The following is a 14767-nucleotide window of genomic DNA, read 5'->3' on the forward strand; positions in this document are numbered from 1 at the left end:
CGCGCTCCGATGCCTGCACTGGCGGCAAGCATGGCCGCAAGCGCGGCATGCGGCAAGCCCCGTCAGACCTCGAGTGCCGTCGTGCGCTTGACGGTGCGAAGCACCAGCATCGAGTTCGAGCGCAGCACCCCCGGCAGCCGCATCAGAACGTGGGTATGGAAGCGCTCCAGATCCTCGGCGTCCCGGTACGTGAAGCGGATCAGGTAGTCGTTGGTGCCCGCGACGTAGAAGCAGTCGAGGATGGACGGGATGTCGAGCACCGCGCGCTCGAAAGCCTCGATCGCCGGCGTGGTCAGGCGCTCGAGGTTGACGATGGTGTAGCTGGTGCCGGGCTGGCCGATCGCCTTCTGGCTGACCAGGGCGACGTAGCGGTCGATGATGCCCTCGTCCTCCAACGCCTTGACGCGCCTGAGGCACGCCGAGGGCGACAGATGAACGCGCTGCGAGAGCTCCAGGTTGGACAGGCGTCCGTCGGCCTGCAACTCGCGAAGGATCGAGCGGTCGATCGCGTCCATTTCGACATCGGATTGCGATCGATTCCGGCTGCTCGGCATTTTGTTCGACTCCACGACAACTTCTTCGAACTTTATTCGAAGAACCCGGGTCTGCCCCAGGCGATTGCGCAACCACATTGCGCGCGCGGCTCACTAGACTGCCAACAATCGCACGAACAAGACCGGCCGCCCCGCGGCACGCCGAAACGCCATGAGAACCGAGCTCGACGCCTACTGGATGCCCTTCACGGCCAACCGCCAGTTCAAGAAGGCGCCGCGGCTTCTGTCGCGCGCCGAAGGCATGTACTACTGGACCGACGATGGCCGCCAGGTGCTCGACGGCGTGGCCGGCCTGTGGTGCGTGAACGCCGGCCATGCGCGGCCGAAGATCGTCCGGGCCATCCAGCAGCAGGCCGGCGAGATGGACTACGCGCCGCCGTTCCAGATGGGCCACCCCAAGGCCTTCGAACTGGCGCAGCGCCTGGTGCAGCTCACGCCGAAGGGCATCGACAAGGTCTTCTACACGAACTCGGGTTCGGAGTCGGTCGAGACCGCGCTCAAGATGGCGCTGGCCTACCACCGCGTGCGCGGCGAGGGTCATCGCACCCGCCTGATCGGCCGCGAGCGCGGCTACCACGGCGTCAACTTCGGCGGCATCTCGGTCGGCGGCATGGTCGCCAACCGCAAGATGTTCGGCTCGCTGCTGGCCGGCGTCGACCACATCCGCCACACGCACGACCCGGCGCGCAACGCCTTCACGGTCGGCCAGCCGGCGCACGGCGCCGAGATCGCCGACGACCTCGAGCGCCTGTGCGCGCTGCACGACCCGAGCACGATCGCTGCCGTCATCGTGGAGCCGATCGCCGGTTCGACCGGCGTGCTGATCCCGCCGGCGGGCTACCTGCAGCGTCTGCGCGAGATCTGCGACAAGCACGGCATCTTGCTGATCTTCGACGAGGTCATCACCGGCTTCGGGCGCACCGGCGCGCCTTTCGCGGCCGAGCGCTTCGGCGTCACGCCCGACCTGATGACGGTGGCCAAGGGCATCACCAACGGCTGCGTGCCGATGGGCGCGGTGTTCGCCAAGGGCTCGATCTACGACGCCTTCATGAACGGCCCCGAGCACCTGATCGAGTTCTTCCACGGCTACACCTACTCGGCGCACCCGCTGGCCTGCGCGGCCGGCCTGGCGACGCTGGACACCTATGCCGAGGAAGGCCTGCTGACGCGCGCGGCCGAACTCGAAGGCTATTTCGCCGAGGCGCTGCACTCGCTCAAGGGCGAGCCCAACGTGATCGACATCCGCAACACCGGCCTTGTGGGCGGCATCGAACTCGCACCCCTCGCCAACGAACCGGCCAAGCGCGCCTTCGGCGTCTTCCTCGACTGCTGGGAGCAAGGCGTGCTGATCCGCACCACAGGCGACACGATTGCGCTGTCGCCGCCGCTCATCATCGAACGCCCGCAGATCGATCGCATCGTCGACACGCTGCGTGCGGCCATCCGTCGCGCTGCCTGAGCCGACGCACCGAACAGCCACCATCCGAACCACCGAGGGCCTGCCTAGCGCATACCGTATGAGTCTTCTTCGAGCCGACCAGGAACTCACCCGCCAGTCGTACTACGCCGCCACCGCGCCGCGCGAGCAAGGCTTTGCGCCGCTCGAAGGCTCCCGGCGCTGCGACGTGGCCATCGTCGGCGGAGGACTCGCCGGGCTGTCGGCGGCGATCGAACTGGCCGATCGCGGCTTCTCGGTCGCGCTGCTCGAGGCGCGCGAAGTCGGCTGGGGTGCGTCGGGGCGCAACGGCGGCCAGGCGATCCACGGCCTGGCCTGCGACCAGGAGACCATCGAATCGCAGCTCGGCCTCGACGAGGCCAGGCGCGTGTGGGGCATGTCGATCGAGGCGCTGGATCTCATCCGCGCGCGCATCGAGCGTTTCGGCATCGACTGCGACTGGCAGGACGGCTACCTCGGCGTCGCCGTCAACGACAAGAAGGCGCGTGATCTGCGCGAGTGGCGCGACCGCATCGAAAGCGTCTACGGCTATCCACTCGAATGGTTCGGCCGCGACGCGGTCTCGCGCTGGATCGCCAGCCCGCGCTACGTGGCCGGTCTGCACGACGCGCGCTCGGGCCACCTGCATCCGCTGAAGTACAGCCTGGGCCTCGCGCGCGCCGCAGCCGCGCTGGGCGTGACGATCCACGAGCACTCCCCGGTCACCGCGCTCGAGCACGGCGCCACGGCGTCGGCGCCGTGCACGGTGCGCACCGCGCGAGGCAGCGTCACCGCCGACCAGGTGCTGCTGGCCGGCAACGTCTACCTGCCCGAGTTCGGGCCGCAGGTCGCCAGCGGGCTCGACGCGCGCATCATGCCCGTCGGCACCTACATCGTCTGCTCCGAGCCGCTCGGCGAGGAGCGCTGCCGCGCGCTGATCCCTTCGCGCTCGGCGGTGTGCGACACGAACTTCGTGCTCGACTACTTCCGCCCGACGCGCGACCACCGCCTGCTCTACGGCGGGCGCGTGAGCTACTCGACCGTCACGCCGATGAACGTCGCCGAGAGCATGCGCCGCCGCATGGTCGGCACCTTCCCGCAGCTCGCCGACGCGAAGATCGAGTACGCGTGGGGCGGCTTCGTCGACATCTCGATGAACCGCGCGCCCGATTTCGGGCGATTGCCCGCGCCCGGTGCGCGCGAGAGCGGCGCTGGTGCGTCGAGCGCCGTGTCGAACGTCTATTACCTGCAGGGCTTCTCGGGCCACGGCCTGGCGCTCACCGGCCTGGCCGGCCGCCTCGTCGCCGAGGCCATGGCCGGCGACGCGAGCCGCTTCGACACCTTTGCGCGCATCCGCCACCGGGCGTTCCCGGGCGGGCGTCTGCTGCGTACGCCGGCGCTCGTGCTCGGCATGGCCTACTACCGACTGAGGGACGTGCTGTGATGCAGCGTGGCATGTCACTTGCACTGACCTTGTGCGCACAGCCCAATGCGACCGGCGCGCTTCGCGTCGCGCAGCAAGCCACATGAACGCCCTCGCCTCCTCCCCATCGCCGGCACGCCCTGTCGTGCTGGTCCCGGCCTGCAACCGGCAGATCGGCCACCACCCCTACCACGTCGCCGGCCAGAAATACATCGACGCCGTGCGGCTCGCAGGCTGCCTGCCGCTGGTCGTGCCCTCGGCTCAGGCGCACGAGATCGACGAGCTGCTCGACCTTGCCGACGGCGTGTTCCTCACCGGCTCTCCGTCCAACGTGCATCCGCGCCACTTCGACGAGGTCGTGCGCGACCCGAGCTTGCCGCTTGACACGTTGCGCGACGACTGGACGCTGCCGCTGATCCCGCGCGCGATCGAGCGCGGCATCCCGCTGTTCGCGATCTGCCGCGGTTTCCAGGAAGCCAACGTCGCGCTGGGTGGTGCGCTGCATCAGGCGGTGCAGGAGCAGCCGGGCCTGATGGATCACCGCGCCAAGGAGGATGCACCGGTCGAGGAGCAGTACGGCTTCGCGCATGCGGTGCACGTCGAGCCGGGCGGCCTGCTCGAGACGCTGCTCGGCAGCACCGAGTTCCAGGTCAACAGCGTGCACGGCCAGGGCATCAAGCGGCTGGCAAACGGCCTGCGCGTCGAGGCGCGCGCGCCCGATGGCCTTGTGGAGGCCTTCAGCCTGCCGGACGCGCCGAACTTCAACCTCGCGGTGCAGTGGCACCCCGAGTGGCAGGCCAGGTCCAACCCCATCTCGGTCAAGCTGCTGCGCGCCTTCGGCGACGCGTGCCGCACTTTCCGCGAGCGCAATCGCGAGACCGTGCGCGAGCGCCCTCGAGTCCCCTAGGTCGTCGTCGCCGACGGGCACCGGGCCCGCGACGAATCGCGTCGATGCGCGTCCCGCGCAGAGACCGGCACAACCTGACAGGTGACTTATGGTGGTCCGCGACAACTTCACATTCAGCGAACTCGAGCAGTGGCTCAATGAGCGGCGGGTGACCGAGATCGAGTGCCTCGTGCCCGATCTCACCGGCGTCGCGCGCGGCAAGATCCTGCCGCGCGAGAAATTCACCGAAGACCGCGGCATGCGGCTGCCCGAGGCCGTGGTCGCGATGGGCGTGACGGGCGAGTTCCCCGAGGAGGGGCCCTACTACGACGTCATCAGCCCCAACGACATGGACATGCACCTGCGGCCCGACCCGTCGACGGTGCGCATCGTGCCGTGGGCGGTCGATCCGACCGCGCAGGTGATCCACGACTGCTACGACCGCAACGGCCAGCTCGTGCCCTATGCGCCGCGCTCGGTGCTGCGCCGCGTGTGCGACCTCTTCGCCGGCCAGGGCTGGGACCCGGTGGTCGCGCCCGAGCTGGAGTTCTACCTGGTGGCGCGCAATACCGACCCGGACATGCCGCTCAAGCCGCCGATCGGGCGCAGCGGCCGCAGCGAGACCTCGCGCCAGGCCTACTCGATCGACGCGGTCAACGAGTTCGACCCGCTGTTCGAGGACGTCTACGACTACTGCGAGAAGATGGGCCTGAACGTGGACACGCTGATCCACGAGATCGGCGCCGGGCAGATGGAGATCAACTTCTTCCACGCCCATCCGCTGAACCTGGCCGACGAGGTGTTCTTCTTCAAGCGCACGCTGCGCGAAGCCGCGCTGCGCCACGACATGTTCGCGACCTTCATGGCCAAACCGATCGCCGGCGAGCCGGGCAGCGCGATGCACGTGCACCAGAGCCTGGTCAACAAGGCCACCGGCCGCAACCTGTTCTCCAACGAGGACGGCACGCCGAGCAAGGAGTTCTACTGGTACATCGGCGGGCTGCAGAAGCACGTGCCGGCCGCGATGGCGATCTTCGCGCCCTACGTCAACAGCTACCGCCGCCTGGCACGCAACACCGCGGCGCCGATCAACATCCAGTGGGGCACGGACAACCGCACCGTGGGCATCCGCTCGCCGGTGGCCGGCCCGGCGTCGCGGCGCATCGAGAACCGCGTGATCGGCGCCGACGCCAATCCCTACGTCGCGCTCGCGGCCACGCTGGCCTGCGGCTGGCTGGGCATCAAGAACCAGATCGAGCCGACGCCCGAATGCAAGGGCGACGCCTATCTCGGCGACTACCAGCTGCCGCGCAGCCTGGGCGAGGCGCTCGAGCTGCTGCGCAAGGACAAGGACCTCGCCAGCGTGCTCGGCGAGGACTTCGTCACCGTCTACACCGAGGTCAAGGAGACCGAGTACGCGGAGTTCATGAAGGTCATCTCGCCGTGGGAGCGCGAGCACCTTCTGCTCCACGTCTGAGTTCCTGCCTCTCACCGCCATCGAAAGACCCGACATGAATGCCGTTCTCTCGCCCAAGGCGACGGGCCGCACCACGCAAGAGTGGCAGCGCGCCGACGCCCAGCATTTCCTGCACCCCTTCACCGATTTCGGTGCGCTCGCCAAGAAGGGCTCGCGCATCATCACGCACGCCGAGAACATCTACCTGTGGGACAGCGAGGGCCACAAGATCCTCGACGCGATGAGCGGCCTGTGGTGCGTCAACGTCGGCTACGGCCAGCAGGCGCTGATCGACGCGGCGACCCGCCAGCTCAAGGAGCTGCCCTTCTACAACGCCTTCTTCCAGACCGCCACGCCGCCGGCGATCGAGCTCGCCGAGCTGCTGGCCGAGGTGACGCCCGCGCAGTTCAAGCACGTGTTCTTCTCGGGCTCGGGCTCGGAGGGCAACGACACCGTCGTGCGCATGGTCCGCCGCTACTGGGACATCCTCGGGCAGCCCGAGCGCCAGGTCATCATCAGCCGCAAGAACGCCTACCACGGCTCGACGATGGCTGGCGCCTCGCTCGGCGGCATGAGCTACATGCACGCACAAGGCGGGCTGCCGATTCCGGGCATCGTGCACATCGAGCAGCCGCACTGGTTCGAGAACGGCAAGTCCATGAGCCGCGCCGAGTTCGGCAAGGTCGCCGCCGGCTGGCTCGAGGACAAGATCCTCGAAGTCGGCCCCGACAAGGTGGCCGCCTTCATCGGCGAGCCGATCCAGGGCGCCGGCGGCGTGATCGTGCCGCCCGAGACCTACTGGCCGGCGGTGCAGGCCATCTGCGACAAGTACGGCATCTTGCTCGTCTCCGACGAGGTGATCTGCGGCTTCGGGCGCACCGGCAACTGGTGGGGCTGCGAGACCATGGGCACCAAGCCCGACCTGATGACCTTCGCCAAGGGCGTGACCTCGGGCTACGTGCCGCTGGGCGGCGTGATGGTCGGCGAGCGCGTCGCCAAGGTGCTGATCGAGCAAGGCGGCGACTTCAACCACGGCTACACCTACTCGGGTCATCCGGTGGCCTGCGCGGTCGCGATCGCCAACATCAAGCTGATCCGCGAGCTGAAGCTCGTCGAGCATGTGCGCGACGACGTCGGCCCGTATCTTGCTGAACAGTTCAAGACGCTGGAGGCTCATCCGCTCGTCGGCGAAGTGCAGACCGTCGGCCTGATGGGCGCGGTGCAGCTGGTCAAGAACAAGGCCTTGCTCGCGCCCTTCGCGCCCGAACTCGAAGTCGGCATGGTGTGCCGCGGCCACTGTTTCGGCAACGGTCTGATCATGCGCGCGGTCGGCGACCGCATGATCATCGCGCCGCCGCTGGTGATCACGCGCGCGCAGATCGACGAGATGATGGCCCTGGTGCGTCGCGCGCTCGACCTGACCCTGGCCGACGTCAAGGCCAAGGGTTGGCTCTGACGTCCAAGAGATTCGATTTCCGTTGACCTTTGTGCCCGTGTTCGAACCCCTCGGAGGATTCACGATGAAGCTCAAGTCGCTGCACCGAACCGCCGGTGTCCTGGCAGCCCTGGCCGCCGCGTGTCTGATGGCCGCCCAGCCCGCGGCTGCGCAGGAGGAGAAGGTCCTCAACGTCTACAACTGGTCGGACTACATCGCCGAAGACACGCTCGCGAACTTCGAGAAGGAAACGGGCATCAAGGTCCGCTACGACAACTTCGACAACAACGAGATCGTCCACGCCAAGCTGGTGGCGGGCAAGACCGGCTACGACGTCGTCGTGCCCTCCTCGTACTGGGCCAAGCTGCAGGCCGACGGCGGCCTCTTGATGAAGCTCGACAAGAGCAAGCTGCCCAACTGGAAGAACCTCGACCCGGCGCTGCTGGCCCAGCTGGCCAAGCTGGACCCGGGCAACCAGTACCAGGTCAACTGGCTGTGGGGCTACACCACGGTCGGCATCAACGTCGACAAGGTCAAGGCAGCGCTGGGCAGCACGCCGATGCCGGACAACGTCTGGGACCTCGTCTTCAAGCCCGAGTACATCTCCAAGCTCAAGAGCTGCGGCGTGAGCTTCCTCGACTCGGCCACCGAGGTCGTGCCGGCCGCGCTGCACTACCTCGGCAAGCCGGCCTACTCGCGCAACCAGGCCGACTACGCGGCGGTGGCGCCGCTGCTCAAGAGCATCCGCCCCTACGTGACGCTGTTCAGCTCCTCGGGCTACATCAATGACATGGCCAACGGTTCGATCTGCCTGGCGCTGGGCTGGTCGGGCGACATCAACATCGCACGCCAGCGCGCCATCGACGGCAAGACCGGCCAGAAGATCGAGGCGCTGATTCCCAAGACCGGCGGGCTGCTGTTCTTCGACGTGATGGTGATCCCGGCCGACGCGCCGCATCCCGAGAACGCGCACGCGTTCATCAACTACATCATGAAGCCCGAGGTCCACGCGAGCCTCACCAACAAGGTCTTCTACGCGAACCCGAACAAGGAGTCGCGCAAGTTCATCAAGCCCGAGGTCGCGAGCAACCCGACGGTGTTCCCGAGCGACGCGGACATGGCCAAGATGGCCGCGCCGGACGCGATCAACAACGACCTGCGCCGCACGATGACGCGGCTGTACACCTCGTTCAAGACCGGCCTGTGATCGCACGGGCCCGCGGTCGGGCCCGGCACACGGCACTGCATTTCCTGGCGCGGCGCGAAAGGCGCCCGGCGCGCGGCCGGCGCACGCCGCGCGAGGAAGGGTTTCGGAGATGTTTGAGATGAGTTCGAGCAGCGCTTCGGCGTACCTGCAGATCGTGGACGTCGTCAAGGACTTCGGCGGCGGCGCCGTCGCGGTCAACCACGTGAGCATCGACATCGCCAAGGGCGAGATCTTCGCGCTGCTCGGCTCGTCGGGCTGCGGCAAGACCACGCTGCTGCGCATGCTGGCCGGCTTCGAGACGCCGACCTCGGGTCGCATCGTGCTCAACGGCCAGGACCTCGCCGGCCTGCCGCCCTACGAGCGGCCGATCAACATGATGTTCCAGTCCTACGCGCTGTTCCCGCACCTCACGGTGTGGGACAACATCGCCTTCGGGCTGCGCCGCGACGGCATGGCGAAGGACGCCGTCGCGCAGCGTGTGGAGCAGATGCTCAAGCTCGTGCAGCTGGGCAAGTACGCCAAGCGCAAGCCGCACCAGCTCTCCGGCGGCCAGCAGCAGCGCGTCGCGCTTGCGCGCAGCCTCGCCAAGCGTCCGCAGCTGCTGCTGCTCGACGAGCCGCTGGGCGCGCTCGACAAGAAGCTGCGCGAGGAAACGCAGATCGAGCTGGTCAACATCATCGAGGAGGTCGGCGTGACCTGCGTGATGGTCACGCACGACCAGGAAGAGGCGATGACCATGGCTTCGCGCATCGCGGTGATGAGCGAGGGCAAGATCCTGCAGGTCGGCGCACCGAGCGAGATCTACGAGACGCCGGCCACGCGCTTCGTCGCCGACTTCATCGGCAACGTCAACCTGATGGACGGCACGCTTGCCGAGGACCATGCCGACCACGTGATCGTGCAGTGCGGCGACTGCAGCCACTACGTCGGCCACGGCATCACCGGCACCGAGGGCATGCCGGTGTCGGTGGCGGTGCGGCCCGAGAAGATTCGCCTGACGCGCCGCGCGCCGGAAGGCGAGTTCGCGCCGCACAACCGCGTCGAAGGCAAGGTGCGCGACATCGCCTACTTCGGCAGCTTCACGGTCTACCACCTGCAGACCCACGGCGGACGCGTGCTCAAGATCAGCCAGAGCAACCACGAGCGCCACCCCGAGGACCAGCTGACCTGGGACGACACCGCGTGGGCCAGCTGGACGCCCTCGTCGCAGGTCGTCCTGACGCAGTGAGGACGAAGCCGTGAGCGCCAAGGCGAACTCCATGCCCGCAATGGCCGCCCTGCCCGGCAGCTCGGCCAACGCGCTGCGCGCGCCGCGCTGGTGGCGCGGGCGCAGCGCCGTGATCGGCCTGCCCTACGTCTGGCTGCTGCTGTTCTTCCTCGCTCCGTTCCTGATCGTCGCGAAGATCAGCATCTCCGAGATGGACATCGTGACGGTCAAGGACCTGATCGCGATCCAGGACGGCGTGGCCACGCTGACGCTGAAGTTCAGCAACTACATCTTCATCACGCAGGACTCGCTGTACTTCAATGCGTACGTGCGCAGCCTCAAGTACGCGGCGGTCACGACCGTGCTGTGCCTCGCGATCGGCTATCCGTTCGCCTACTTCATGGCGCGCGCCAAGGCCGCATTGCAGCCGACGCTGCTGATGCTGGTGATGCTGCCGTTCTGGACCTCGTTCCTGCTGCGCGTCTACGCCTGGAAGGGCCTGCTGGGCGAGAACGGCTGGATCGCCAACATCATCGAGTTCCTGCACGTCGACATGCTGCTGGTAGCGGCGGGGCTGATCCCCGCGGCCGGCAAGCTGATGAACACGCCGTTCTCGCTCGTGGTGGGCATGGTCTACACCTACCTGCCCTTCATGATCCTGCCGCTGTACGCGACGCTGTCCAAGCTCGATCTGCGCCTGCTCGAAGCCGCCGCCGACCTCGGCGCGACGCCGTGGACCGCGTTCTGGAAGATCACCGTGCCGCTGTCCAAGGCGGGGATCATCGCCGGCTCGATGCTGGTCTTCATTCCCTGCGTCGGCGAGTACGTGATCCCCGAGCTGCTCGGCGGCCCCGAGACGCAGATGATCGGCCGCGTGCTGTGGGACGAGTTCTTCAGCAACAACGACTGGCCGATGGCCTCGACCGTTGCGGTCGTGATGATCCTGCTGATCCTGGTGCCGCTGGCGATCTTCAACCGCTACCAGGCCGAGGCCCAGGAGGTGCGCAAATGAGCGCGGCTGCCGTGACGCGACGTTCGCGCGCCTGGTTCGACCAGCGCTTCGCCAGCCGCTTCGGCCGCGGCTGGCTGGCCGCGGGCTTCGTGTTCCTGTACCTGCCGATCGTCTCGCTGGTCGTCTACTCGTTCAACGACTCGCCGCTGCCCAGCATCTGGAACCGCTTCACGCTGAAGTGGTATGTCGCGCTGGTCAGCGACCGCGAGATGCTGGCCGGCCTTGGCTTAAGCCTGCAGGTGGCCTTCCTCACCGCCTGCGGCTCGGTGGTGCTCGGCACGCTGGCCGCCTTCGCGTTGGTCAAGTACCGCCGCTTCACCGGCCGCACGCTGTTCTCGGGCATGGTCAATGCGCCGCTCGTGATGCCGGAAGTGATCGTCGGCCTGTCGCTGCTTTTGTTCCTCGTCTCGGTGCAGCGCCTGTTCGGCTTTCCCGAGCGCGGAATGATGACCATCTGGCTCGGCCACCTGCTGCTGGGCATGGCCTACGCCACGGTGATCATCCAGGCGCGCCTGATCGACCTGAACCCTTCTCTTGAAGAAGCGGCCATGGACCTCGGCGCGAGGCCCGCGCAGGTCTTCATGCTCGTCACGCTGCCGATGATCGCGCAGTCGCTGGCTTCGGCGTGGCTGCTGACCTTCACGCTGTCGCTCGACGACGTCGTGCTCTCGGCCTTTCTCTCGGGCCCGGGTGCGACCACGATGCCGCTGGTGATCTTCTCGCGCGCCAGGCTGGGCCTGAACCCTTCGGTCAACGCGATGGCGACCGTGATCATCGCGCTGGTCGCGATCGGCACGATCACCGCCAGCTACCTCATCGCCCGCGCCGAGCGCGAGCGCCAGCGCGCGATCGCGCAGGCGCAGCGCGGCGGCTGATTCCCTTTCCCTGTTCAAGCGTCCCCCTGATCGATCCAGACAAAGCAACCCCCGACCTTCTTCAAGAGGAGCGAACACCCATGAGAACCTGGAAACTCAGCGCCGTCGCGGTGGCGGTCGCTGCCGCCTTCCCCGGCCTTGCGCAGGCGCAGGCGGCGAGCGCCGATGCCGTGCTCAAGGAACTGCAGGACCTGAAGGCGCGCGTGCTCGAGCTCGAGAAGAAGCTCAAGGAAGCCGAGGCCAAGCCGGCAGCGGCCGGTGGCCCGGCGGGCAGCGCCCAATGGGGCATGACGCCCGAGCAGGTGCAGGAGTTCAACCGCATCGCGGTGAAGACCGAAGCCACCGAAGACAACCTCGAGATGTGGGGCATGAAGGGCCTGACGATCTCGGGCTACATCGAGCCGGTGTACATCTACAACAAGCGGCAGGACCGCGCCGGCTTCCAGTTCCTCAACTCGCAGGACGATGGCTACTTCTACGACACCTCGTACATGGGCGCCGCGGTGATCGACTTCACCAAGGAGACCGACAGCGGCACCCGGTGGAAGCTGACCCTTTCGCCGCAGCGCGGCGTCGGCGAGCTGATCGGCGCCGGTCCGGTGCAGGAGGCCACGGTGTCGATCCCGCTATCTGACTTGCAGACCCGCCTGGTCGTCGGCCAAATGCCGGACTGGTCGGGCTACGAGTACCAGCAGCCGACGCTGAACCCCTTCACCACCCACAACCTGCTGTTCGACCTGACGCTGCCGACCGGCTACACGGGCGTCGGCGTCGATATCACGCGCGGCAAATGGTGGAGCCGCGCGATGCTCGCCAACGTCAACAACACCCGCAACAACCAGGGCGACAAGGCGCCGGCGCTGGTCTACCGCGTCGACTACTCGAAGGGCGAGTTCAACGGATTCGGCTTCGCCGGCCTGCACGGCAAGACCACCAACTTCAATCTCTGCGCCGACGACGACTGCGCCGAGTTCGAGAAGACGACTACCCATCTGTTCGAAATCGACGGCTACTTCATCCGCGGCGATTGGACCGTGCAGGGCCAGTTCAGCTACGGCAAGCAGAAGCAGGCGGCGATTACCCCGGCGCTCGACGCCGACGGCAATCCGGTGTTCCGGGATGCCGAGTGGTTCGGCGTATCGGGCCTGGTGGGCTACAACATCACGCCGCGCCTGCAGCTGCTGGCGCGCGCCGACTACATCAACAACGACAAGAACGGTGGCGGCCTGTTCGGCTACACCGGCTACTGGCCTGAGTTCGGCGTCGACGGGGCATTCGGCGACTACCGTAACGGTGTCGGTCCGGACGGCAATCTCGACTGCGGCAACGACCCGAGCCTCGCCGGCTGCAGCAAGGGCGCCAACCGCTACGCCCTGACGTTCGGCATGAAGTATGCGTTCAACCAGAATACGACCTTCAAGGCCGAGTACCGCTTCGACGGAGCGAACAAGGCGGTGTTCTACGACGTGAAGGACGGCACCTACGCGAAGAAGAACCATCTGCTGGGCGCGTCGGTGGTGGTGTTCTTCTGATCTCTGCGCAAGGCCGCGACAAGCCCTCACCCATGCCCTCTCCCGCGCGCGGGAGAGGGAGCAAGACAGTCCGGCGCATGCAGAGCACGCCCTCTCCCGCCTGCGGGAGAGGGTTGGGGTGAGGGCAACGTCCACCTCCTGATCCAGGACATCCCGGCCATCCGTCTCCCCCCGTTCCAGCCCCACGCGATCATGAGCCCGAAGGAGGCTTCGCGATGACCACTTCCGCATCCACTCCCATCGACTGGCGCGCCCGCGCTGCCGCGGCGCGCTTCGACGGCCGCGCCCTCATCGGCGGCAAGCGCGTCGCCGCGCAAACCGGCGAGACCTTCGATCGCGTCTCGCCGATCGACGGCCGCGTCTTCGCCCAGGCCGCGCGCGGCCGCGCAGCCGACATCGACGCCGCCGTCGCCAGCGCGCGCGCCGCCTTCGCCGACGGCCGCTGGGCCGGCAAGGCGCCGGCCGCGCGCAAGCGCATCCTGATGAAGTTCTCGGAGCTCATCCAGAAGCACAAGGACGAACTCGCGCTGACCGAGACCCTGGACATGGGCAAGCCCATCCAGTACTCGCTCAGCGTCGACGTGGGCTCGACCGCGCGCACCATCGCCTGGTATGCCGAGGCGATCGACAAGGTCTACGACGAGATCGCGCCCACGCCGGCTTCGGCGCTGGCGCTGATCACGCGCGAGCCGATGGGCGTGATCGGCTGCATCGTGCCCTGGAACTACCCGATGATCATGGCCGCGTGGAAGCTCGGCCCCGCGCTCGCGACCGGCAACTCGGTGGTGCTCAAGCCCAGCGAGAAGAGCCCGCTGACCGCCCTGCGCCTCGCCGAGCTGGCGCTCGAGGCCGGCGTTCCCGAGGGCGTGTTCAACGTCGTGCCCGGCTTCGGCCACGAGGCCGGCGAGGCGCTCGCGCTGCACATGGACGTCGACGCGATCGGCTTCACCGGCTCCACGCGCGTGGGCCGGCGCATGATGGAGTACGCGAGCCGCAGCAACCTCAAGCGCGTCTACAACGAGCTCGGCGGCAAGAGCGCCTTCCTCGTCTTCCCCGACTTCGACGACCTCGACCGCTGCGCGCAGACGCTTGCCGGCAGCATCTTCTTCAACCAGGGCGAGAGCTGCAACGCGCCCTCGCGCCTGTTCGTGCACGAGAGCATCGCCGACGACTTTGCCAAGAAGCTCGCCGCCGAGGCGCCGAAGTACCAGCCGGGCGATCCACTCGACGCCAGGACCGTGATGGGCGCGCTGGTCGACGACACCCAGCTCAAGACCGTGCTCGGCTACATCGGCGCCGGCCACGAGGAAGGCGCCAAGGCCATCGCCGGCGGTCGCCAGGCGCGCAGCGAGAGCGGCGGCTACTACGTCGAGCCGACCATCTTCGACGGCGTTCGCAACGACATGAAGATCGCGCGCGAGGAGATCTTCGGCCCGGTGCTGTCGATCATCCGCTTCAAGGACGAGGCCGAGGCAATCCGCATGGCCAACGACTCGTCCTACGGCCTGCAGGCCAGCGTCTGGTCCAGCCACATCGACCGCGCGCACCGCGTCGCGCGTGCGTTGCAGGCCGGCACGGTGCACGTGAACCAGTACGACGAGGACGACATCACCGTGCCCTTCGGCGGCGTCAAGCAAAGCGGCAATGGCCGCGACAAGTCGCTGCACGCGCTCGAGAAGTACACCGAACTCAAGACCACCTGGATCCGCATCAACGCGTGATCACGGCGTGGCGGCCCCCATGCT

General features: G+C 67.5%; 12 protein-coding genes. 11 read left to right on the plus strand and 1 reads right to left on the minus strand.

What is annotated here, in order from left to right; translation table 11 throughout:
• Positions 1-62: 62 nt before the first annotated feature.
• A complete protein-coding gene (locus ACO2TI_RS11980) occupies positions 63-515 on the minus strand; it encodes an Lrp/AsnC family transcriptional regulator (RefSeq protein WP_423284590.1) in 453 nt (150 codons plus the stop codon).
• A gap of 190 nt (positions 516-705) precedes the next feature.
• Here ACO2TI_RS11980 and ACO2TI_RS11985 point away from each other — a divergent pair, with 190 nt between their 5' ends.
• The 11 genes from ACO2TI_RS11985 to ACO2TI_RS12035 all read left to right on the plus strand — a co-directional run bounded on the left by ACO2TI_RS11985 (position 706) and on the right by ACO2TI_RS12035 (position 14743).
• Positions 706-2013 (plus strand): aspartate aminotransferase family protein, encoded by a 1308-nt coding sequence (locus ACO2TI_RS11985; RefSeq protein ID WP_423284592.1) that lies wholly within the window; start codon positions 706-708, stop codon positions 2011-2013.
• Positions 2014-2071: 58 nt separating this feature from the next.
• On the plus strand, positions 2072-3433 hold the full coding sequence (locus ACO2TI_RS11990) for an NAD(P)/FAD-dependent oxidoreductase (RefSeq protein WP_423284593.1): 1362 nt from the start codon (positions 2072-2074) through the stop codon (positions 3431-3433).
• Positions 3434-3515: 82 nt separating this feature from the next.
• Positions 3516-4319 (plus strand): gamma-glutamyl-gamma-aminobutyrate hydrolase family protein, encoded by an 804-nt coding sequence (locus ACO2TI_RS11995; protein WP_423284595.1) that lies wholly within the window; start codon positions 3516-3518, stop codon positions 4317-4319.
• A gap of 88 nt (positions 4320-4407) precedes the next feature.
• The gene (locus ACO2TI_RS12000) at positions 4408-5775 is read left to right on the plus strand and encodes a glutamine synthetase family protein (protein WP_423284596.1); all 1368 of its coding nucleotides are present in this window, start codon (positions 4408-4410) and stop codon (positions 5773-5775) included.
• Positions 5776-5809: 34 nt separating this feature from the next.
• A complete protein-coding gene (locus ACO2TI_RS12005) occupies positions 5810-7210 on the plus strand; it encodes an aspartate aminotransferase family protein (protein WP_423284597.1) in 1401 nt (466 codons plus the stop codon).
• A 64-nt stretch (positions 7211-7274) separates the two neighbouring features.
• Positions 7275-8396 carry a polyamine ABC transporter substrate-binding protein gene (locus ACO2TI_RS12010; protein ID WP_423284599.1) on the plus strand — a complete coding sequence of 374 codons (1122 nt, stop codon included), beginning with the start codon at positions 7275-7277 and terminating at the stop codon, positions 8394-8396.
• A 109-nt stretch (positions 8397-8505) separates the two neighbouring features.
• Positions 8506-9624 carry an ABC transporter ATP-binding protein gene (locus ACO2TI_RS12015; RefSeq protein ID WP_423284601.1) on the plus strand — a complete coding sequence of 373 codons (1119 nt, stop codon included), beginning with the start codon at positions 8506-8508 and terminating at the stop codon, positions 9622-9624.
• Positions 9625-9664: 40 nt separating this feature from the next.
• Positions 9665-10615 (plus strand): ABC transporter permease, encoded by a 951-nt coding sequence (locus tag ACO2TI_RS12020; protein WP_423284748.1) that lies wholly within the window; start codon positions 9665-9667, stop codon positions 10613-10615.
• Positions 10612-11490 (plus strand): ABC transporter permease subunit, encoded by an 879-nt coding sequence (locus tag ACO2TI_RS12025; RefSeq protein ID WP_423284603.1) that lies wholly within the window; start codon positions 10612-10614, stop codon positions 11488-11490. Before ACO2TI_RS12020 ends, ACO2TI_RS12025 begins: the two co-directional genes overlap by 4 nt.
• Before the next feature lie 80 nt (positions 11491-11570).
• The gene (locus ACO2TI_RS12030; protein ID WP_423284605.1) at positions 11571-13022 is read left to right on the plus strand and encodes a DUF3138 family protein; all 1452 of its coding nucleotides are present in this window, start codon (positions 11571-11573) and stop codon (positions 13020-13022) included.
• 215 nt (positions 13023-13237) lie between these two features.
• Positions 13238-14743, plus strand: a complete 1506-nt coding sequence (locus ACO2TI_RS12035) for an aldehyde dehydrogenase (protein ID WP_423284608.1) — start codon at positions 13238-13240, stop codon at positions 14741-14743.
• Positions 14744-14767 lie beyond the last annotated feature (24 nt).

This window comes from Caldimonas sp. KR1-144, from assembly GCF_049446155.1.
Lineage (GTDB): Bacteria > Pseudomonadota > Gammaproteobacteria > Burkholderiales > Burkholderiaceae_C > Rivibacter.

Excerpts from the sequence above, each read along its gene's own strand:
- ACO2TI_RS11980 (WP_423284590.1), bottom strand. The coding sequence starts at position 515 with ATGGACGCGATCGACCGCTCGATCCTTCGCGAGTTGCAGGCCGACGGA.
- ACO2TI_RS11985 (WP_423284592.1), top strand. The coding sequence starts at position 706 with ATGAGAACCGAGCTCGACGCCTACTGGATGCCCTTCACGGCCAACCGC.
- ACO2TI_RS11990 (WP_423284593.1), top strand. The coding sequence starts at position 2,072 with ATGAGTCTTCTTCGAGCCGACCAGGAACTCACCCGCCAGTCGTACTAC.
- ACO2TI_RS11995 (WP_423284595.1), top strand. The coding sequence starts at position 3,516 with ATGAACGCCCTCGCCTCCTCCCCATCGCCGGCACGCCCTGTCGTGCTG.
- ACO2TI_RS12000 (WP_423284596.1), top strand. The coding sequence starts at position 4,408 with ATGGTGGTCCGCGACAACTTCACATTCAGCGAACTCGAGCAGTGGCTC.
- ACO2TI_RS12005 (WP_423284597.1), top strand. The coding sequence starts at position 5,810 with ATGAATGCCGTTCTCTCGCCCAAGGCGACGGGCCGCACCACGCAAGAG.
- ACO2TI_RS12010 (WP_423284599.1), top strand. The coding sequence starts at position 7,275 with ATGAAGCTCAAGTCGCTGCACCGAACCGCCGGTGTCCTGGCAGCCCTG.
- ACO2TI_RS12015 (WP_423284601.1), top strand. The coding sequence starts at position 8,506 with ATGTTTGAGATGAGTTCGAGCAGCGCTTCGGCGTACCTGCAGATCGTG.
- ACO2TI_RS12020 (WP_423284748.1), top strand. The coding sequence starts at position 9,665 with ATGGCCGCCCTGCCCGGCAGCTCGGCCAACGCGCTGCGCGCGCCGCGC.
- ACO2TI_RS12025 (WP_423284603.1), top strand. The coding sequence starts at position 10,612 with ATGAGCGCGGCTGCCGTGACGCGACGTTCGCGCGCCTGGTTCGACCAG.
- ACO2TI_RS12030 (WP_423284605.1), top strand. The coding sequence starts at position 11,571 with ATGAGAACCTGGAAACTCAGCGCCGTCGCGGTGGCGGTCGCTGCCGCC.
- ACO2TI_RS12035 (WP_423284608.1), top strand. The coding sequence starts at position 13,238 with ATGACCACTTCCGCATCCACTCCCATCGACTGGCGCGCCCGCGCTGCC.